A 20319-nucleotide genomic window follows, 5' to 3' on the forward strand; every position below is an offset into this window, starting at 1 on the left:
GAACCGCGGCCGGCTCCGGCTGGGCCGGGAGGCCGTGGCCGCTCCCCGCTGCCGCGGGGAGGCAGCCGCCGCTCCCGGCTGCGTGCGCAGCCCCGGCCGGCTCTGGCTGCGCGGGAAGGTCGTCATGCTCCCAGCGGTCGCGTGGACGTGGCCGGCCCGGCTACCGCGCGGAACCGCAGCCGGCCCCGGCCGGCGCGGGCACGCCGTCGCCGCTCCCGGCTACCGCGGGAAACCGCAGTCGGCCGGTTCCTCGGTGGGGAGCTGGTCGGTGAGGCGGGTGCCGCCGGAGCCGGTCAGGGGGATCGCGTCCAGGTAGGCGGCGGGCAGGTCGAACGCCTCGACCAGGTCCGTCATCCGCGGGGCGAGGTCGCGCAGCACGTCGTCCAGGAACCCGGGCAGGGCGCGCACCTGGTCGGCGGACAGGTGCCCGTCGGCCAGCAGGTCGCCCGTGTGCCCGCCGACCTGCTCCAGCAGGAACAGCAGGCACAGCCGCTCCAGCAGGGCGCGGGCCTCGGGGCGCCGGGCCGCGGCGGCCGCTTCCAGGAACGCCTCGGCCGCCCGCAGCCGGGCGTGCACCGCGACCATCTCCAGGGCGGCGGAGGACGCGCCGTTCCACCGCTCCACCGGATCCCCGGAGGGACCCCGGCGCAGTGCCGTCCGGGCTCTGTCCTGCCACACGGCCTCGGCCCGGGCCAGCAGCCCGAGCAGATGCCGGGGGTCCGCCAGCCGCTCCACGTCACCGGGCGGTTCGGGGGCCCGCCGCTCCGGCTGGTGCTCGAAGAGCATCTCGGCGGCGGCCTTCACCCAGATCACCAGGTTGTCGCCCTCGGCCGTGATGGTGCCCTCGATGTAGTGCGGGAACTCGGACAGGCCGTTGGCCGCGAACAGGCCCTGCGCGCCGCAGCGTTCCCGGCACTCGACGGCGATGTCCCGGGCCTGCCAGGTGATCCAGCCCTTGGCGATCGCGACGATCCGCTCCGCCTCCGCCCGCCGCCCGGTGTCAGGACCGGTGTGCTCCGCCGCCCACCGAGCGAGCGCGGAGCGGTGCAGGAAGGTCATGGCGTAGCCCGTCGCGAGGCCCTTCAGCAGCCGCCCGTGGTGCGGGCGGTGGGCGTTGACCGGGATGCGCTCGCCCGCCCGCGGCCCGCTGACCTGCCGGAGGTCGCCGTGCCGGACCGCCAGGGCGAGCGCCGCGCGGGTCGCGCCGACGGCGGCGCCGCTCATGCACAGCTTTCCCATCGTGACCCGGCCGATGGACCGCAGGAACCGCTTGCGCCGGTTGCCGAGGCTGCTGTGCAGGCGGCCGTCGGCGTCCAGGCGGCCGTGCTCGGCCTCCAGCAGGGCGTCGCGCGGCAACGGCACCCGGTCGAACGCGGTCAGACAGTGGTCCACCGGGGCGCCGGTACGCAGCGGCAGCCGCCGCACCCGTACCCCGGGCAGCAGGCCGTGCTCGTCGCTGAGCGGCGTCAGGAACAGGAAGACACCCTCGTCCCGCCCCTCGACGATCAGCCGGGCGGCCACCACCGCGGTCTTCGGGCCGCCGGTGAGGCTGGTGTTGGGCATGAACTTCTGCGCGCCCTCGTGCGGGGTGTGCAGCACGAAGCCCCCGGTGACCGGATCCAGTTCGGCGGTGGTCTCCAGGGCCGAGGCGTCGTTGCCGTGGTCGAGCTCCGTGCACAGGAACGTGCCGGTGCGGCGCAGGCCGGTGAAGTCGCAGAGGTCCCGGGCCGCCGCGCCCCCGTGGTCGAGCAGGCTGCCGAGGAACAGGTTGTAATGGATGCTCGCCACGGTGCACAGCCCTCCGCCGCCGTCCACGATCGCCGCCCACTCGTGCAGCGCCGCGAGCAGCCGCGGGTCGTCGGCCAGCAGCTCGGCGTCGCCGGCCGTGTCGTTCACCAGGCGCAGCAACTCGTAGGAGAGCGCGATCCGTTCCTCGGCGGTGAGCCCGGGGCGGTGGCGGAAGGTGTCCTTGGAGATGAGGTCGCGCCACATGCCGTGACTGCGCTCCCGGTCCTCGCCGTCGAACAGGAGGCGGGTCAGCTCGGCGACGGTTCCGGCGGCGGGGCCGACGCCGCCACCGGCAGTGAGGCCGTCGGCGGCGTCGTAGACCGCGGGAGACGGGCCGTCCGCCGGACACCCGTCCGCACGAAGCGCCCCATACCCGCCGTAGCGCCCGGACTCCGGTACGGAGGAGGGATTTGCCAGGGGTGTCAGAAGGGTCATGACCCTCTCCCGTAGTCGCGGATCCGGAAGGATGGGGATGCGTGCGGTAATGCGTGGAACGAGAAGATACGGACCTCCCGGTTTGCTAATCAAGCCAAAATTCTGCCAACGGTGGCCGAACAATGGTGCCTTGTCGGCGCATCAGCGACGTGAGAAAGGCGCAACTTGCTCAACTTCGGTCCCCGGTGGGCGCTTCGGCGGCGTGGAAGTGCCTCATGGTCGTTGAGATACCGGGCGACAGGTTTTATTGTGGCCCTCGGCGACGGCTCGGCCGTCCGCGTGCACTGGGGGAGGGAGGGGGCTCTCGCATGCTTGAAAGGGCATCTACCCGGGTGGCAGGATACGTACCTGTCGGTTTCTTTTCGGAGCCGGCGGGTTCGTGAAGCCAGTGCGGAGGAAGTGCCGTGGCCCTGCAGGAGCGAGCGATCAGGACGAGGCGCAACATCCTGATCGCAGCCGCCGACGTGTTCGCCGACGTCGGCTACGAGGCCGCGACCATCTCGGAGATCCTCCAGCGGGCCAATGTCACCAAGGGCGCCCTCTACTTCCACTTCGCCTCCAAGGAACAGCTCGCCCAGGCGGTGCTGACCGACCAGCTGAAGTCCGTGCCGGAGCTGCCGCCACGGGAACTGGTGCTCCAGGAGGGACTCGACTCGGGCTTCCTCCTCGCGCATCTGCTCGGCTCGGGCGACCCCATGGTGCGCGGCAGCATCCGCCTCACCGTGGACCAGGGCTCACCGCAGGACGGGCTGGACCGGCGGGTGCCGATGGCCTCCTGGGTCGAGCACAACGCGACCCTGCTCGAACGTGCCAAGGCGCAGGGGGAAGTGCTGCCCCAGGTCCACGTCGCGACCGCGGCGAAGGCGTTCGTGGCGGCCTTCACCGGGGCACAGGTGCTGTCCAAGATCATGAACGACCACACGGACCTGATGGAACGGGTGGTCGACCTCTACCGGCACCTGATGACCAGCATCGCCGTCCCCGCGGTGCTCGTCCGCCTGGACATGTCGGTCGACCGGGGCAGGCGCGTCTACGAGGAAGCCATGGAGCTGCGCCTGGACCCGGAGGAGGCTCCGGCCGCCGGCTGAACCGGTCCCGACCGCGGGCCACGGCCGCCGGCACCCGCCGGGCGCCGCGGCGCGGACATCGCTGCCACGGGCACGTCGCCACGCCCCACCGTGATGCAGGACCGACCCAGGGAGCACACCGATGGAGAACACCGCCTGCCCTTACGCCTTGGACCTCATGGGTCAGGACCACATGGCGGAGGCCGCGCACCTGCGCGCCCAAGGCCCCGCGGTCCAGGTGGAGCTGCCCGGAGGGGTGCTCGCCTGGGCCGTCGTGCAACAGCGCTACGTGGAGCGGCTGCTGACCGACCCGAGGGTCTCGCGCAGCGCCCGCCTGCACTGGCCGCCGTTCATCGAGGGGAAGATAACCGAGGAGTGGCCCCTCTACCCGTGGGTGGCGAACGAGAACATGCTCTTCGCCTACGGGGAGCACCACACCCGGCTGCGCCGGCTTATCGCCGGGGCCTTCACCGCACGGCGTTCCGAGACGCTGCGCCCCCGCGTCCAGGAGCTGTCGTCCGAACTGCTGGGCGAGCTGGCCGCTCTGCCGCCCGGAACGCCCGTCGACCTGCGCACCGCGTACGCGGAGGTGCTGCCGCTGCGCGTCATCTGCGAGCTGTTCGGCGTTCCGAGGGGCGCCGAGACGGACGCGCTGTCCGCGGCGCTGAGCACCGTGTTCAGCTCCACCGTCAGCGGTGCGGAGATGGAGGCCGCGCGTCTGGAGGCGTTCGGGCGGCTCGCCGCGCTGGTGAAGGCCAAACGGGAGCGGCCGGGCGACGACCTGACCAGCTCGCTCATCGCGGCCCGGGACGAGGGCGACCGCCTGACCGAGGACGAACTGCTCGGCTCGCTCTTCATGTTCATCGCCGCCGGGCAGGACACCACCGCCACCCTCATCACCAACGCGGCCGGCGCGCTGCTGACCCACCCCGAGCAGCTCGCACACCTGCGAGCGGGCCGGGCCGGCTGGGCGGACGTGGTCGCGGAGACCATGCGGGTGCACACGCCGGGCGCGTACGCGCCCATGCGGTTCGCCGTCGAGGACATCGACCTCGACGGGGTGCGCATCCGCAAGGGGGACTGCATCCTCGTCAACTTCGCCGCGGGCGGCCACGAGACCGACCGGCATGGTTCCGACGCGCACCGCTTCGACCTGCTGCGCGGCACCGACCGCGACATCCTCGGCTTCGGCCACGGACCGCACCGCTGCCTCGGCGCGCCGCTCGGCGAGATCGAGGCCGCCTCCGCCCTCTCCCGGCTCTTCGACATGTTCCCCGAGGTGGAACTCGCCTGCGCGGCCGAGGAACTGGCGCCCCTGCCGACCTTCATGCTGAACGGATTCCGCTCGCTGCCTGTCGTGCTGCGTCCCGCCGCGTCCTGAGAACGCGGGCCGGGGCAGCCACCGGCAAGTCCGCCGCCCCGCCCGGGGCGGCGGACTTCCGCGCGTTCACGACGCATTCGTCTGCCCGACCGGCAAACCAGGCACGCGGTTTGCCTCGGGCCCGCAGGTGTCAACCCCTCTGTTCGGCAGGGTGTTTCGCGCATGCGCCGGTGATTTCCGCCCGTCGCCGCGTCGGCTCTTGCCGCACCGGACCTCGGTAAACATACTGAACGTGCGGTTAGAGGCCCGTCGGTGGCCGAGAAGGAGAGCGTCATGGTCAAGCAGGTACGGGCGGCGCGCACCCGGCAGGCCCTCATCCGCGCGGCTGCGGAGGCCTTCGCCCACGACGGATACGCCCGCGCCTCCCTGCCCGCGATCAGCAGGCGGGCCGGGGTGAGCGCCGGAGCGCTGCACTTCCACTTCCCCAGCAAGGACGCCCTCGCCGGCGAGATCGAGAGCACGGCCGCGCGCACGGTGGAGGAGATGACCGGGAGGTGCCGTGCCATGGACGGCAGCGCCCTCGGGGCGCTCGTGGCCGCCATCCGCCGGCTGGTCGTCGCGCTGGCGGCCGACCCCGTCATGCGGGCCGGGTTCACCCTGGGCGGCGACCCGGCGCGGGACGGCGGCGCCACGGTGCTGGACTCGTGGCACGGCTGGGTCCGCGAGGTCGTTGTCCGGGCGCAGGAGGAAGGGGAGTTGACGGACGGCCTGTCGGCCGACTGCGTGGCCGGCGCCGTCGTGGCGGCGACGGTCGGCTTCGAGGTGCTCGGCAGCCGCGAGCGTGACTGGCTGCCGAAGGAACGCATGGTGGAGTTCTGGACCTGCCTGCTGCCCCGGCTCGCGACCCTGCCCTGCGGTGCGCCCGAGCCGGTACGGGACGGCGGACCGAGGGGCGACCGCGGCACCGAGACCAGCCTGGCCGGCCGCTAGCACCGGAACCGCGCCGACCGGGCCACGACGACACCGGGAGCCACCACGACACCAGGCCACGACGACACCGGGACACGAAGCAGACGACACGGGACACGAGGCAACGGGGAACGAGGCGACGGGACATGACGGCAAGAGGACCTGACGACCGCTGGCCGGATGCGAGGATGGGAGGTCATGGCCGCAGGGTGGTGTTCTCGCACGGTACGGGCCGCGGTGTTCGCGGTCGTGTGCGTGCTGCTCGCCGCCCTGGGCCATGTCCTGATGTCCGGCCGGCACGTGCCCGGCTGGACCCTGGCCGCGGGCCTCGCCGTGACCGGCGCCGCCGGGTGGTCGCTCGCCGGACGTGAGCGCGGGCTCCCGCTCGTCGTGACCGCCGTCCTCGCCGCGCAGACCGTGCTGCACGAGGCGTTCGCCCTCGCCCAGCCCGCGGGCACGTACCCGGCCGGCACGGCGGCCACGGGCCGTATGCACACGGGAGCGATGGGCTCCATGGACATGAGCGCCATGGGTCCCATGGGCGGCATGAGCCCGACGGACATGAGCGCCGCGCCGTCCACCGGCCCCATGGGACACGTCATGGACGGCGGTTCGTCGTCGCTCGGCATGCTCGCCGCCCATCTGCTCGCGGCGCTGCTGTGCGGGCTGTGGCTGGCGTACGGCGAGCGCGCCGCCTTCCGCATCCTGCGGGCCGTGGCCGGCCGGCTGGCGGCACCGCTGCGGCTGCTGCTGGCCCTGCCCGTCCCGGCGGACCGCCCCCGTCCGCGCAGCCGCCGCAGGCGCTCGGGGCGCGCGCCACGCCTCCTGCGCCTCGTCCACTCGATCATCTCCCGGGGTCCGCCCGCCGGGGTCGCTGTCGCCTGACGACAGCCGGTGCCCCGAGGCCGCCCCTGCGCGGCCCGGGCCGCGGCCGTTCGCCCGCACACGCCGTCCCGCGTGAGCACCACGCGACCGGCCACCCCTTTTCTCACCTTTTCTCACCGGACCGCCGGCGCCCGACCGCGCCCGCGGCCCGGTTCCCGGAGACCGAGAAGGACACCAGGTGATCACTCCTGCCCTGCCCGCCTCGCGCGAGGACCGCGCCCCGGCCGTCCGGCCGCTGCCGACCGACGAGTCGGTCACCGCGTGGGCCCTGGCCGCCCGCGGCGGCGACGCCGACGCGGTGGAGCGCTTCGTGCGCGCGCTGCACCGCGACGTCCGGCGCTACGTCGCCCACCTGTGCGCCGACCCCCAGGCCGTCGACGACCTCGCGCAGGACACGTTCCTGCGGGCGCTCGGCAGCCTGCACCGCTTCGAGGGCCGTTCCTCGGCACGCGTCTGGCTGCTGTCCATCGCGCGCCGCGCGGTCCTCGACAGCTACCGGTACGCGGCCGCCCGGCCCCGGCTCAGTGACGCCCCCGACTGGCAGGCGGCCGTGGAGCGGGCCCAGACCCGCGGTCTGCCCGGCTTCGACGAAGGCGTCGTCCTGCTCGACCTGCTGGCCGCGCTGCCCGGGGAGCGCCGCGAGGCGTTCGTGCTGACCCAGCTCGCCGGGCTGCCGTACGCGGCGGCGGCCGCGGCGAGCGGCTGCCCGGTGGGCACGGTGCGCTCACGGGTGGCCCGGGCCCGCGCCACCCTGGTCGATCTGCTGCACGAAGCGGACCGGCCCGCCGTCGCGGCGGCCTGATCCCCGCCGGGGGTGCCGGTGGCCGCCCGGCCCCGGCATCCCCCAGGGCCGTGACCGGGCGTCCGTGCGGGCCGACCACGCTTCGGGCGGCGTAGCCTCGCAGCCCGGGGTACCCGAGGGACATGGCGAAGCTGCATCTTCCAGGGCACAAGGACCACGACCACGACGAGGGCGAGAAGGCGCGGGAACCCGCGGTGCCGGCGCCGCAGGAGGCCGGCCCCGGCCCCGAGGTCGAGCGGCGGGCTCCCGACGCGCCGACCGACCTACCCAAGCAGGCCTGGGGCAAGGTCCTCAAGGGCGCGCTGCGCGAGTTCAAGGACGACGAGCTGACCGACCGGGCCGCCGCACTGACGTACTACGCGGTGCTGTCCCTCTTCCCGGCGCTGCTGGTGCTCGTCTCCCTGCTCGGCATCACCGGCAGGTCCACCACGGACAAGGTGCTGATCAACCTCAAACACCTCGCGCCGGGACCGGCCCGCGACATCCTGACCCGCTCCGTGGAGCAGTTGCAGGGCAGCGCAGGCACCGGATCCGTCCTCGCCCTCGTCGGTGTCGTCCTGGCGGTCTGGTCGGCCTCCGGCTACGTCGCCGCGTTCATCCGCGCCTCCAACGCCGTCTACGACGTGCCCGAGGGCCGTCCGGTGTGGAAGATCCTGCCGGTGCGCGTCGGCGTCACGGTCGTCCTGATGCTGCTCGCCGTGGCCAGCGCGCTGATCGTGGTGTTCACCGGGGGCATCGCCCGCCGCGCCGGGCAGGCGATCGGCATGGGCGACACCGCCCTGACCGCCTGGTCGATCGCCAAGTGGCCGGTCCTCGTCCTGCTCGTCACCCTGATGATCGGGATCCTTTACTGGGCCGCGCCGAACGCCAAGGTGAGGGGCTTCCGCTGGATCACCCCGGGCAGCTTCCTCGCCCTGTTCCTCTGGATGGCGGCGTCCGCCGGGTTCGCGCTGTACGTCGCCGGGTTCGCGTCCTACAACAAGACCTACGGGGCCATGGCCGGTGTCATCGTCTTCCTGATCTGGCTGTGGATCAGCAACCTGGCGGTCCTGCTCGGTCTGGAGTTCGACGCCGAGACCGTGCGTCAGCGGGCCATCGCGGGCGGGTACCCGCCGGACGCGGAGCCGTACGTCGAACCGCGCGACACCCGTACCTGGGACGAGGAGGACGTGCGCCGGCTCGACGACGCGTGACCCGCCTACGGCTCACGCGGCGCCGTCGCCCGGCGCGGCCGCCGCGGCCAGGCCGGGCTGCAGCCTGCGGGCCGCGTTGAGGTGGTCGACGGTCCAGATGATGCGTACCGCCGTGTCGGAGGCCCGGCCCTCGTCGTCGCGCAGGTCCTCGCGGACCGACTCGACCAGGTCGGCCTCGGCCGCGGGGTTGCGCGGCAGGGGGGCACGGACGGCGGTGTGACCGGTCAGGCTCAGGGCGAGGTCCCGGTACCAGCCGGACACCCGGCCCGCGGCGCTCAACAGCACCAGACGCGCCTGAGCCCGGTCCGTGCCCGCGTGCAGCTCGTCCGCGCGCTGCCACAGGCCGAGCACCGCGTCCGCGGCCAGCCGCAGCCCGACGATGCCGGTGACCAGGGTGGTCAGGTCCGCCAGCGGGACCGGTTTGGCGCCGCGCTCCGCCAGGAAGCTGCGGAAGGCGTCGTCCAGCCGGCGTGCGGCGGCCGCCGCCTCCAGCCCCTCCGCCAGCGGGGCGTCCGCCGTCGAGGGCCGGCCCCCGCAGCGGCGCACGCCGTACGCGACGGCCCGCGCGAGATAACGGGCACTGCCCGCGTACGCCTCGGCGAGCGCACGGTCCACGGCGGCCGCCGCGCCGCGCGGCCAGAAGAACAGGCCCACGAGCACGCTGACGGCGCAGCCGAGCCCGATGTCCTGCAGGCGCAGCAGCACGATGTGCCAGTCGGGGTTCTGCCCGATGTTGAACAGGATCGCCAGGGTGATGGTGAAGGCCGCCTGGCCCGCGGCGAAGGACACGGCGGCCGGTGCGATGCCGGCGATCAGCACCGCCACGGGCAGCAGGAACCACAGCGCGGTGCCGTGATGGCCGATGAGCTGCAGCAGCGCGGCCCCGATGACCGAGCCGACGAGGGTGCCGCCGAGCGCGCGGACCGCGTTCTGACCGGTGCTGAGGGCGTTGGAGCGCAGCACCGACAGGGTCCCCAGCAGCACCCAGAACGAGTGCTGGACGCCCGTCAGCTGCACCAGGGCGACCGCGATGCCCAGACCGGCCGCGCCGCGCAGACTGTTGTGCAGCCACACCGAGTTGGGCCGCAGGTGCGCGACGGCCCGCTCGCGCGCCGCGGCCAGCGGCTGGGCCGGGCCGCCCGGTTCGAGGCCGAGCAGCCGCTCGGGCCAGCTGCGCCGTTCCGCCGCCGCCACCAGATCCACGTTGTCCGCGATCTGGAGGGTGGCGAACCCCAGTTCCTGGGCGCGGAACGACAGGTCGAGGGTCGAGAGGAAGGCCAGCACCTCGGGCTCGGTGTCCGGGCCGGGCAGATGGACCGGGAGCCGGGCGGTGGCACCGCGCTCCATCCGGCTCATGGCCTCGCGCAGTTCGGCCGTCCGGACGCGCAGCGCCCGCGGGGAGCCGTGCGGCTCCTCCAGCAGTGCGGCGGTCAGCTCCAGCACGGACGCGGCCGTCAGCCGCACCGTGCGGGCGTGGGGGTCGCAGCGCGCGTGGCCCTGCGGCGGGGGAGCGTTGTCCCGCACGATGGCGCTGAGCCAGGTCAGCTCGTCGACCAGGCGCACCAGGGCGCGTGAACCCGCGGACAGACCGGTGGGCCGGTACGGGGTGTCCTGGAAGGCGTCGCGCAGTGCGGCCGTGGCGGCGGCGGTCTCCTCGGCGGCCCGCCGGCACGCGGGCAGGCCCGGCGCGCCGGTGCCGTCCGTCAGGTGCGAGGTGTCCAGGCGCAGCTGTGCCGCCGCCGCCCGGCAGACCCGGGCCGCGGGGGCGCTCAGCGGGTCGGCGGCGGGCCGCGGCCACAGCAGCGGGACGGCGAGCAGGGCGGCGGCCGAGGCGAGTCCCGCGCCGGCGAGCCGCTCGGGCAGCTGCGACAGCGGCGCGGGCGTGGTCACCGGCAGCACGAAGGCGAGCAGCAGCGCCGTCGACGCCCCGGCGAGCACGGAGCTGACGACCCCGGAGAACAGCACCACGAAGGCGACCACGACCGTGGCGGCGACGGCGACCCCGCCCTGCCGGGCGGCGAGGGTGCCCAGGCAGATGAGCACCGCCCAGGCCACCGCGAGGCCCACGTGGGCGCGCAGCCGCTGCACCACGGGGCCGGTGAACTCGACCAGCAGCAGCATCGAGAAGGACCCGAACGCCGCGTACGTCGCCATCGCCGGGGAGTGGAACACCTGACCGCACAGGGCGAACAGGGCCGGCATCACCAGCGCGGTGCGTGCCGCGCGGCGGGTGGCGGCGAGGTCGGGGTCGTGGGCCCGCAGCCATGCCGGGGCCTTGCCCAGCAGGGTGAAGCAAGCAGCTGACCGCATCCGCCGCGCCCTTCCGTCCGGGAGTGCCCGCGCGTCCACCGACGTACCGAGTATCCGCCGCCTTGGGCCGGTGGGGCGATCGCACGGACGGACGAGGGCAGGCATCCCGGGCCGGGGAAAGGGGAAACCGCTCATCCATGCACATCGATCTCTCAGGACGCACCGCCCTGGTCACCGGCTCGACGCAGGGCATCGGCGCGGCGATCGCGGCCGGCCTCGCCCGGGCCGGGGCCCGGGTCGCGGTCAACGGACGTGACGAACGGCGCGTGGCCGACAGCGTCGCCGCGCTGGCGAAGGAGGTGCCCGGGGCCGATCTGGTGCCGGTGGCCGCCGACCTGTCCGGCGAGGACGGCGCGGAGCAGGTGGCGCGGACGCTGCCCCGGGTGGACATCCTCGTCAACAACCTCGGCATCTTCGGCACGGCCGACCCGCTGGAGATCACCGACGAGGAGTGGCGCCGCTACTTCGAGGTCAACGTGCTGGCCGCCGTGCGGCTCACCCGGCTCTACCTGCCGGGTATGACCGAACGCGGCTGGGGACGCGTCCAGTACGTCGCCAGCGACTCGGCGGTCGTCATCCCCGCGGAGATGATCCACTACGGGATGTCGAAGACCGCGCTGCTGGCGGTGAGCCGGGGCTTCGCCAAGAAGGCGGCGGGCACCGGCGTGACGGTGAACTCCGTCATCGCCGGGCCCACCCACACGGGCGGCGTCGAGGATTTCGTGTACGAACTCGTCGACCGCGACCTGCCCTGGGACGAGGCCCAGCGCGCCTTCATGCGGCAGTACCGCCCGCAGTCCCTGCTGCAGCGGCTGATCGAGCCCGAGGAGATCGCCCACATGGTCGTCTACCTCAGCTCCGAGCAGGCGTCCGCCACCACCGGGGGAGCGCTGCGCGTGGACGGCGGCTACGTCGACTCGATCCTCCCCTAGGGCGTCTCGATCCTGCCCTGGGCCCTGGCCCCCCACCAGGTCACCGGGAGGGTGCGCGGCCCGCGGATGAGGCCCTCGCGTTGGAACTCGACCTCGTCGGCGGGGACCGCGAGCCGGAGACCGGGGAACCGGTCGAGCACGGCCCGGATCATGACCTCGGCCTCCATGCGGGCCATCAGGGCGGCCAGGCAGAAGTGCGGGCCGTGCCCGAAGGCGAGGTGGCCGGGGCCCTCCCGGCCGAAGTCCAGCGCGTCGGGGTCGGGGAACACCCCGGGGTCGCGGTTGGCGGCGACGTAGGCGTTGTACACGACCTCGCCCGCGCGGATCAGATGGCCGCCCAGCTCCACGTCCTCCAGGGCGACGCGGGGGATGCCGACGCCGTTGCGGTGGGGGACGAAGCGGAACAGCTCCTCGACGGCCCGGGGCAGCAGGGCGGGATCGGCGTGGAGCTGTGCGAGCTGCTCCGGATGGGTGAGCAGCGCGTACATCATGGAGCCGCTGTTGTTGCGCACCGCGTGTCCGCCGCTCACGTAGACGGCCATGGCCAGCGAGACGGCCTCGTCGTCCGTGATCTCGCCGGCCTCGGTGGCCTGGGCCAGTACGCCCGCGAGATCGTCCCGGGGCTCGTCGCGGCGCCGGCGGAGCAGGTCGACGACCCGGCCGCGGGTCGCCAGGCGGGCCGCCCGGTTGCGTTCGGCGTCCGTGGACTGGGAGAGCAGGGCTTCGGAGTTGCCCGCCCACTGGTGCCAGTCGTCCTCGTCGGCGCCCAGGAAGAAGCAGACGACGGCGATGGGGAAGGGGGTGTGCAGGTGCTCCATGAGGTCGCCGGGAGGGCCGGCCTTCTCCATGGTGTCGAGCATCCGGTGGGCCGTGCGTTCCGCCATGGGCCGCAGCCGTTCCATGCCGCGGGCGGTGAACGCCCGGGCCACCACCCGGCGCAGCCGGGTGTGCCGGGGCGGGTCGATGTACTGCAGGCCGGCGGTCTGCGACGCCACGGCCTGGGGCGCCATGCTGGTCACCTCGCGGCCCACGACCTCCTCGCGGGAGAAGCGCGGGTCGGAGGTGACGAAGCGGACGTCCTCGTAGCGGGTGACCAGCCACGCGTGCCCGGAGCCGTGGGGCAGCGCGATCCGGGTGATCGGCTCCTCACGGAGCACCTCGTCCAGGAACGGGTCGGGTTCGAGCGCGGGCAGGTCGTCGACGGTCCAGGGCCGCACCGCGGGTGCGGGCGGGTTGGACGCGGGGTCGAGGCTCATGTCGCATCACTCCTCAGGATCCCGTCTCCCGGGTGCGGGCCCGGGACGAGCGGCCGGGTGTCAGCAGGTCCCGTGTTCCACTCCGGTGAACCCGGGGGGAGAGCCGTTCCCGAGCGGGGGAGTCCGCCGTACGATCACCCGTTCGGGCCGCGGCGCCGGACGCCCGCGGTCCCGGCGTGCCCGGGGCTCGTGCTCCCGTGCGCCGTCGTCCTCCCGGCCCGGTCCGGACGGCCGGAGCGGCCTTCCACCCTCGGCCACGGTCTGTCCCTTCGCTGTCCCTCTCCGTAGGGTGCCGCAGCCGTCGGCGACCCGCACGCCGGGGACCGCTCGCCGCCATCGGGGCGCCCGACCCGGAAATGCATGTATGCCGGCTCTACTGAAGGCGCCGCTGGAGTATGTGTCCGGCCCATGGTCGCGTCGGCCGGGGAGGCCAACGATGTGCGTCATGCTCCCCAGTCGACGAACCACGCTCCTGTCCGCCGCACTGCTGGCGGCGTCCGCGGTCACACCCGCCACCGCGGCCCGGGCCGACGGCGGCCCCCCGGCCCGGCGCCGGATCACGGTCCCCGGTGCCGAACGGCAGCGGATCTCCCGCCACGACGACCTGACCACCAGCGCCCTCACCGGCACGCCGTACACCGACCCGGCCGACTGGGCCGGCCTCACGGCGCAGGGCACGCGCAACCCCTCCGGTGTGCCCGGACTGCAGATCGACGGCTACTTCCCCGGCTCCTCGCACCTGAACACGAATCACGGCTGGAACCACGACGCCCAGTTCGTCCTCCGGCTGCCCGACGACTGGAACGGCAAGCTGGTCGTCACCGGGGCGCCGGGGGTCCGCAAGCAGTACTCGATGGACGTCATCGTCTCCGACTGGGTGCTGGCCCAGGGCTACGCGTTCGCCGCCACCGACAAGGGCAACTGCGGCCCGGACTTCTACACCGACGGCGAGCGTCCCGGCGACGCGATCGTCGAGTGGAACCGGCGCACCACCCAGCTCACCCGGGCGGCCAAGGCGGTGCTGGCCCAGTACTACGGCCACGCCCCGCGCCGCACGTACATGACGGGGATCTCCAACAGCGGCTACCTCACCCGCTGGCAGCTGGAGAACCACCCCGAGCTCTACGACGGCGGCGTCGACTGGGAAGGCCCGCTGTGGCGGGCCGACGGCCCGAACCTGCTCACCTTCCTGCCCACCGCCGTCGCGCGCCGGCTCGGCCGGGCCGGCGACGAGGACATGTACGCGGCCGGTTTCGCCCGGGGCTCGGAGTTCCTGTGGCCCTACCACGAGAAGGTGTACTGGGGCCTGACCCAGAAGATCTACCGTGCGGAGCTCGACCCCGGCTACGACCCCGCCTGCCCCGGCGCCTCGGCCGGAACGACCACCGAGCAGATCTTCGCGCCGTGCCCGTCCGACGCCGCTTACGACTACGGGGCGAGGCCCCGCCAGGTCCACGACGCGGTCGCCCGGATCGCGCTCACCGGACGCATCGGCAAACCGATGATCACCCTGCACGGCACCCTGGACGCCCTGCTGCCCATCACCGTGCAGTCCGACGTGTACGCCCGCATGATCGCCGACCGGGGCCGCTCCCGGCTGCACCGCTACTACCGGATCGAGGGCGGCAACCACGTCGACAGCCTGTACGACGCCTATCCCGACCGGCTGCGCCCGATGCTGCCCTGCTACCGCTCGGCCTTCACCGCCCTGACGGCCTGGGTGGAGCGCCACGAGGAGCCCCCGGCGAGCGGCACGGTCCCCCGGCCCCGCACCGGGGACCTGGCGGTGACGGGCTCGCTCACCTGAGCCGGGCCCGAGTGCCGGGGGCCGGAGCGGGTAGGGCCCGCGTCCGGCGGTTCCCGCCGGGCGGGGGCCCGTCGGCGGGTCTGTCCGTCCGCTGCCGCGGAGGCGGCTGCTGGGCGGGGGCTGCCCATCCGGAGCGGGTCGGTGGTCGGCCCGGGCTGGCCTCCACGCCCGCGCGGAACCGGCCCGGCCCCCGCCCGCCCGCGCCGGTCGGGGGCGAGTGCGCGCCGGGCCGCCCCTCCCCGGCGGGTCGGCACCCCGCCTGCCCGGAGCCGGACCGGGGGGCCGTTCGCCCCCGGGCCCCGTCCGTCCGCCGCCCGTCAGGATTCCGGCCGGACCGGGCCCCGGCCCACCGCCGCCGCTCAGCTCGGCGCGCGGGCCTCCGACAGGATCTCGGCGGCGACCGCCAGTGCCTCGGCGCGGTCGGCCGGGACCACGCCGATGCGGGTGCGCCGGTCCAGGAGGTCCGCCGCGTCGAGGGCGCCCTCGTGGCGGGCGGCCCAGGCCAGTTCGGCCCGGGTGACCGGATGGCCGGGCAGGACCCGTTCGGCCAGGTGCGGCTCGCGCTCGGCGAGGGCCTGGACGGCCGGGGCCTCGGTGCCGTAGCGGCGGACCAGGCGGCGGGGCGCGGCCAGGGCGCGTAGCCGGCCGGGTGCGGCGGCGCCGACCAGGGGCAGGTCGGCGGTGAGGGAGGGGGGCGCGGGCAGGCCGCGGGCCGCCGCGGCCGCGTCCACGGCGTCCTGTGCCATCCGCCGGTAGGTGGTGAGCTTGCCGCCGACGATCGTGGTGACACCGTCGGAGGAGGTCAGCACCGCGTGCCGGCGGGAGATGTCGGAGGTGCGGGCCTGCCCGTCGCCGCCGTCGTGCCCGCCGGTGTCCAGCAGGGGCCGCAGCCCCGCGAAGGCGCCGACGACCTCGTCCCGGCGCACCGCGGTGTGCAGCACGGACCCCAGCACGTCCAGCAGGAAGCCGATGTCGGTCTCGGGGACCTCCGGCACGTCGGGGACCGGCCCGTCGACCGGTTCGTCGGTGAGCCCGACGTAGACCCGGCCGTCCCCCTGCGGCAGGACCAGGACGAAGCGGTTGGTCTCGCCGGGGATCGGGATGTGCAGCCCGGCGGGCAGGGTACCGAGCCGCTCCGAGCGCAGCACCAGATGGGTGCCGCGCGAGGGCCGGATCCGTATGCCGTCGACGAGGTCGCCCGCCCACACCCCGGTGGCGTTGATCACCGCGCGGGCCCGGATCTCGCCCTCCTCGCCGGTGAGTTCGTCACGGATGCGGGCGCCGGTCCCGGTCAGCGACAGCACCCTGGTCCGGGTCAGCACCCGCGCGCCGTGCGCGGCGGCGGTCCGGGCGAGGGCGGTCACCAGCCGGGCGTCGTCGGTGACCCGGCCGTCCCAGGACAGCAGCCCGCCGCGCAGCCCGCCCGCGCGCACCGCGGGCGCCAGGTGCCCGGCCTCCGTCGCCGACAGCCGGCGCGGGGCGGGCAGCACCTGCCGGGGCGTCCGGGCGGCCAGGCGCAGCATGTCGCCGGCCCGGAACCCGGCCCACGCCAGCGACGCCTGCGCCCGGGACACCAGCGGCGTCAGCGGCAGCACGAACGGCTGCGCGGCCACCAGGTGCGGTGCCGTGCGGGTCATCAGCACCCCGCGCTCGACGGCGCTCTCGTGGGCGACGTCGAACTGCGCGGAGGCCAGGTAGCGCAGCCCGCCGTGGATCAGCTTGGAGCTCCAGCGCGAGGTGCCGAAGGCCAGGTCGTGGGCGTCGACCGCGACCACGTCAAGGCCCCGGGCGGCCGCGTCGAGGGCGGCTCCGGCCCCCGTGGCGCCGAGCCCGACCACCAGCACGTCGGCCACCCTGCCGTCCGCGGCCTCGGTCAGTTCCCGGGTACGGCGGTCCGCGCCGAGGGACGAGCCGGTCGCTGCCTCGGTATGGCTCATGGCGTCAGGGTCCTCTCCAGAAGGGTGCGCAGCTCGCCGAGGAAGGCGGGGGAGTCCAGCTCGGGGTCGTCCTCGTCGGTCATGGTGCGCAGGGACAGGGCGAACGACTGCACGATCAGCAGCAGCGCGCGCGCCTGCCGTTCGGTGTGGGCGGTGCGCACCGAGCCGTCCGCGTGACCCTCGCGCAGCGCGTCGGCCAGCAGCGCCAGCAGCGCCTCCTGGCTCGCCCCGCGCCGGTCCAGCACGTAGGGCAGCAGCAGTTCGGGGTCGACGTCGACGATCTTGCGGAACAGGGGGTGCTCGCGGAACGCCGCCACCCCCGCCACCAGGCCCGTCACGATCCGGGCGCGGGTGTCCGTGCCGGGCGAGGGGGCGGGGATCGCCCGGCTCGCCACGTCGATCCACTCGCGGGTCATCAGGTCGCCCACCAGGGTGCGCAGGTCGGGCCAGCGCCGGTACAGGGTCATCCGGGAGACACCGGCGCGGCGGGCCACGTCGGCGAGGGTGGTGCGGCGGACCCCGACGGCCAGCACGCAGTCGCGCACCGCGTCGAGCACGTGGTCGTTGCCGGAACCGTCTCCACCGTTGTGACGAATAGGCGTCATGTGTCACAGTGTAACGCCCCGGGGGCCGGGCGGAGACGCCGCCGCCCGAACCGAGCACACCGACCTGTGAGGACGACCCTTCGATGGACATGCTGTGGAACGGCTGGGGCGACCCGGCCAAGGCGGCACCGCTGCCCGACTCGGTCACCGGACTGCTGCGCGACCTGCTCGGCGTCAAACCGCGCACCACCCCGGCCCTCGCCCTGGAGGACGTCGACCTGCCCGCGCCCACGGCCGGACCCGAGGCGCTGGCGGCGCTGGCCCGGGCCGCCGGCGGCGCGGAGCACGTCCGCACGGACGCCGAGAGCCGCATCCGGCACACCCGCGGCAAGTCCACCCCGGACCTGCTGCGGCTGCGCGCCGGCGACGTCACCGACGTCCCGCAGGCCGTCGTCCTGCCCGCCACCCACGACGAGGTCCTGGCCGTCCTGCGCGCCTGCGCCGCACACGGCCTGGCCGCCGTCCCGTTCGGCGGCGGCACCTCCGTCGTCGGCGGACTCGCCCCCGAGCGGCGCGCGTTCGTCGCCCTGGACCTGCGCCGTATGAACCGCCTGCAGGCCGTGGACCCGGTCTCCCGCACCGCCGTGCTCCAGCCCGGCCTGCGCGCCCCCGAGGCCGAGGCCCTGCTCGCCGAACACGGCTTCACCCTCGGCCACTTCCCGCAGTCCTTCGAGTGGGCCACCATCGGCGGCTTCGCCGCGGCCCGCTCCAGCGGCCAGGCCTCCGCCGGCTACGGCCGCTTCGACGACATGGTGCTCGGCCTCACCCTCGCCACACCCGAGGGCACCGTCGAGACCGGCCGCGCCCCCCGCTCCGCCGCCGGACCCGACCTGCGCCAGCTGATCCTCGGCTCCGAGGGCGCCTTCGGCGTCATCACCTCCGTCCTCGTGCGCGTCCGTCCGCTGCCCGCGACCCGCGTCTACGAGGGCTGGCGGTTCGCCTCCTTCGCGGAAGGCACCGAAGCCCTGCGCAGGCTCGCCCAGGACGGGCCCCGCCCGACCGTGCTCCGCCTGTCCGACGAGACCGAGACGCTCATCGGCCTCGCCCAGCCGGACGCCATCGGCGCCGGCCTGGAGAGCGGGGCCGGCTGCATGGCGATCACGGGCTACGAGGGCACGGCCGAGGACACCGCGCTGCGCCGGGAACAGGCCGCGGCCGTCCTCACCGAGTGCGGCGGCACCCTGGTAGGCACCGAACCGGGCGAACGCTGGGCCCACGGCCGCTACTCCGCGCCCTACCTGCGCGACGCCCTGCTCGACGTCGGAGCGTTCGCCGAGACGCTGGAGACCGCCGCCTTCTGGTCCCGCGTCCCCGAGCTGTACGACGCGGTCCGCACCGCCCTGACCGACACCCTCACCGGGGCCGGCACCCCGCCGCTGGTGATGTGCCACATCTCGCACGTGTACGAGAACGGCGCCTCGCTCTACTTCACCGTCGTCAGCGCCCAGGGCGCGGACCCCGTGGCCCACTGGGCACCGGCCAAGCACGCCGCCAACGACGCCGTGCTCGCCGCGGGTGGCACCATCACCCACCACCACGGGGTGGGCACCGACCACCGCGACTGGTATGTCAAGGAAGCCGGACCGCTGGGCATCGAGGCCCTGCGGGCCGTCAAACGCAGCCTTGACCCCGACGGACTCCTCAACCCCGGCGTCCTGCTGCCCACCGACTGACCCACCCGCCCGGCCCGCCGTACCGCCCCTACCGTCACCGCCCGGAGGCACAACCCATGCGACAGTTCACCGCCGTCGTCAACCCGACCGCGGGCGACTCGACCGGGGCGGCCACGCTGCTCCACGTGGCCCGCCTGCTCCGCGAGGCCGGGGCCGGTCTGGAGACGGAGTACAGCGACAGCCTGGCCCACGCCCAGGAGATCGCCCGGCAGGCGGGCGAACGCGGCCGGGTGGTACTGGCGGTCGGCGGCGACGGCATGGCCGGCGGCGTCGGCGGGGCGCTCAGCGGCACCGGCACCGTCCTCGGCCTGGTGCCCGCCGGACGCGGCAACGACTTCGCCCGGGCCCTGGACCTGCCCCACGACCCGGCCGCGCTCGCCGCGATCCTGCTGCACGCCGAACCCCGGCACGTCGACACCATCGAGGTCGAGTCGGCCGTCCACCCCCGCACCGTCGTGCTGGGCAGCGTCTACGCCGGCGTGGACGCGCTGGCCAACCGGCACGCCAACCACGCCCGGCTGCTGCGCGGCGCCGCCTCCTACTACGCGGGCGGCCTGCGCGCCGTCACCACCTGGCGGCCGGCCGACTACCGCGTCACCGTCGACGGCGAGGAGCACACCCACCGCGGCTACACCGTCGTGGCCGCCAACTCCCCGTACTACGGCTCCGGCCGGCTCATCGCACCCGGCGCCCGGGTCGACGACGGGCTCCTCGACGTCGTCATGATCCGCGAGGCGCCGCGCCGGCTCTTCTTCACCCTGATGAACGAGCTGAAGACGGGCGACCACGTGAACCGCCCCGAGGTGCGGGTGCTACGCGGCAAGGAACTGCGCATCGAGGCGTGCCGCCCCGTCCCCTACGGCGCCGACGGCGAGGTGGAGGCCACGCTGCCGGTGACGGTCCGGGTCCGGCCCGCCGACCTGCCGGTGCTGTGCCCGCCGGCCGCGCCGGGCCCCGACGGACCGGCCGACGCCGACGGCCATTGAGACCTCCTGGCGCGCACGGCCTCCGGGACCTCCTGGCGCCGGGCCTGGCCGGTCAGGTCCGGGTCTCCGCCTCCCACCGGTCGGGTCCCATCCCGCGCCAGTCGATGAGCGGTGACGAGGCGACCTCCTCCGGCTCGATCTCCAGCCCGGCGCGCCGCAGGAACTCGACCAGGTCGCGCACGCTGTGGGCCAGGCCGAGGATCTCGCCGCCCACCCGCACCCGCCGGCCGCCGGTCGGGGACGGCAGCTGGACGATCACGAGGCGCTTGCCGGTCATGTCTCCAGGGTCGGCCGGATCGGCCCGCGGCGCACCCGAGAGACCCCGGCACCTGCCGTCCGGATCGACCGGAGAT

General features: G+C 74.7%; 16 protein-coding genes. 10 read left to right on the top strand and 6 right to left on the bottom strand.

The features are described 5' to 3' along the window. Positions 1-219 precede the first annotated feature (219 nt). On the bottom strand, positions 220-2223 hold the full coding sequence (locus tag PV343_RS37265; RefSeq protein WP_319151492.1) for an acyl-CoA dehydrogenase: 2004 nt from the start codon (positions 2221-2223) through the stop codon (positions 220-222). Between the two features lie 404 nt (positions 2224-2627). On the opposite strand from PV343_RS37265, the gene PV343_RS37270 reads away from it, so the two are divergent. The 6 genes from PV343_RS37270 (at position 2628) to PV343_RS37295 (ending at position 8460) form a co-directional block, all read left to right on the top strand. Then, the gene (locus PV343_RS37270; protein WP_319151493.1) at positions 2628-3311 is read left to right on the top strand and encodes a ScbR family autoregulator-binding transcription factor; all 684 of its coding nucleotides are present in this window, start codon (positions 2628-2630) and stop codon (positions 3309-3311) included. A 121-nt stretch (positions 3312-3432) separates the two neighbouring features. Next, a complete protein-coding gene (locus tag PV343_RS37275) occupies positions 3433-4671 on the top strand; it encodes a cytochrome P450 family protein (RefSeq protein WP_319151495.1) in 1239 nt (412 codons plus the stop codon). A gap of 273 nt (positions 4672-4944) precedes the next feature. Beyond that, on the top strand, positions 4945-5601 hold the full coding sequence (locus tag PV343_RS37280; RefSeq protein ID WP_319151496.1) for a ScbR family autoregulator-binding transcription factor: 657 nt from the start codon (positions 4945-4947) through the stop codon (positions 5599-5601). Positions 5602-5778: 177 nt separating this feature from the next. Continuing rightward, positions 5779-6465 carry a hypothetical protein gene (locus PV343_RS37285; RefSeq protein WP_319151497.1) on the top strand — a complete coding sequence of 229 codons (687 nt, stop codon included), beginning with the start codon at positions 5779-5781 and terminating at the stop codon, positions 6463-6465. 178 nt (positions 6466-6643) lie between these two features. Next, positions 6644-7267, top strand: a complete 624-nt coding sequence (locus PV343_RS37290; protein ID WP_319151498.1) for a sigma-70 family RNA polymerase sigma factor — start codon at positions 6644-6646, stop codon at positions 7265-7267. A gap of 122 nt (positions 7268-7389) precedes the next feature. Beyond that, complete coding sequence (locus PV343_RS37295; protein WP_319151499.1) at positions 7390-8460, top strand: YihY/virulence factor BrkB family protein; 1071 nt, start codon at positions 7390-7392, stop codon at positions 8458-8460. A 12-nt stretch (positions 8461-8472) separates the two neighbouring features. On the opposite strand, the gene PV343_RS40515 is transcribed toward PV343_RS37295, so the two are convergent. Next, positions 8473-9816 (bottom strand): FUSC family protein, encoded by a 1344-nt coding sequence (locus PV343_RS40515; protein WP_415923543.1) that lies wholly within the window; start codon positions 9814-9816, stop codon positions 8473-8475. Positions 9817-10907: 1091 nt separating this feature from the next. Here PV343_RS40515 and PV343_RS37305 point away from each other — a divergent pair. Then, complete coding sequence (locus tag PV343_RS37305; protein ID WP_319151501.1) at positions 10908-11702, top strand: SDR family NAD(P)-dependent oxidoreductase; 795 nt, start codon at positions 10908-10910, stop codon at positions 11700-11702. Here the strand turns inward: PV343_RS37305 and PV343_RS37310 are convergent. Further along, positions 11699-12958: a cytochrome P450 gene (locus PV343_RS37310; RefSeq protein ID WP_319151502.1), complete on the bottom strand. Its 1260-nt coding sequence runs from the start codon at positions 12956-12958 to the stop codon at positions 11699-11701. The genes PV343_RS37305 and PV343_RS37310 overlap by 4 nt on opposite strands. Positions 12959-13403: 445 nt before the next feature. On the opposite strand from PV343_RS37310, the gene PV343_RS37315 reads away from it, so the two are divergent. Beyond that, positions 13404-14765 (top strand): tannase/feruloyl esterase family alpha/beta hydrolase, encoded by a 1362-nt coding sequence (locus PV343_RS37315; RefSeq protein WP_319151504.1) that lies wholly within the window; start codon positions 13404-13406, stop codon positions 14763-14765. Between the two features lie 359 nt (positions 14766-15124). Here PV343_RS37315 and PV343_RS37320 read toward each other — a convergent pair whose 3' ends face one another. Together PV343_RS37320 and PV343_RS37325 are read right to left on the bottom strand one after the other, a co-directional pair. Next, positions 15125-16702 carry a glycerol-3-phosphate dehydrogenase/oxidase gene (locus PV343_RS37320; protein ID WP_319151505.1) on the bottom strand — a complete coding sequence of 526 codons (1578 nt, stop codon included), beginning with the start codon at positions 16700-16702 and terminating at the stop codon, positions 15125-15127. Beyond that, the gene (locus PV343_RS37325) at positions 16699-17307 is read right to left on the bottom strand and encodes a TetR/AcrR family transcriptional regulator (protein ID WP_319151506.1); all 609 of its coding nucleotides are present in this window, start codon (positions 17305-17307) and stop codon (positions 16699-16701) included. Before PV343_RS37325 ends, PV343_RS37320 begins: the two co-directional genes overlap by 4 nt. An 83-nt stretch (positions 17308-17390) precedes the next feature. Between PV343_RS37325 and PV343_RS37330 the strand changes: the two genes are divergently transcribed. Beyond that, the gene (locus PV343_RS37330; RefSeq protein ID WP_319151507.1) at positions 17391-18980 is read left to right on the top strand and encodes an FAD-binding oxidoreductase; all 1590 of its coding nucleotides are present in this window, start codon (positions 17391-17393) and stop codon (positions 18978-18980) included. A 56-nt stretch (positions 18981-19036) separates the two neighbouring features. After that, positions 19037-19966, top strand: coding sequence for a YegS/Rv2252/BmrU family lipid kinase (locus tag PV343_RS37335; RefSeq protein WP_319151508.1), 930 nt, complete (start codon positions 19037-19039; stop codon positions 19964-19966). A gap of 52 nt (positions 19967-20018) precedes the next feature. Here PV343_RS37335 and PV343_RS37340 read toward each other — a convergent pair whose 3' ends face one another. Further along, complete coding sequence (locus PV343_RS37340) at positions 20019-20243, bottom strand: hypothetical protein (RefSeq protein WP_319151509.1); 225 nt, start codon at positions 20241-20243, stop codon at positions 20019-20021. Between the last annotated feature and the right edge of the window lie 76 nt (positions 20244-20319).

This window comes from Streptomyces sp. WI03-4A (assembly GCF_033792105.1).
Taxonomy (GTDB): domain Bacteria; phylum Actinomycetota; class Actinomycetes; order Streptomycetales; family Streptomycetaceae; genus Streptomyces; species Streptomyces collinus_A.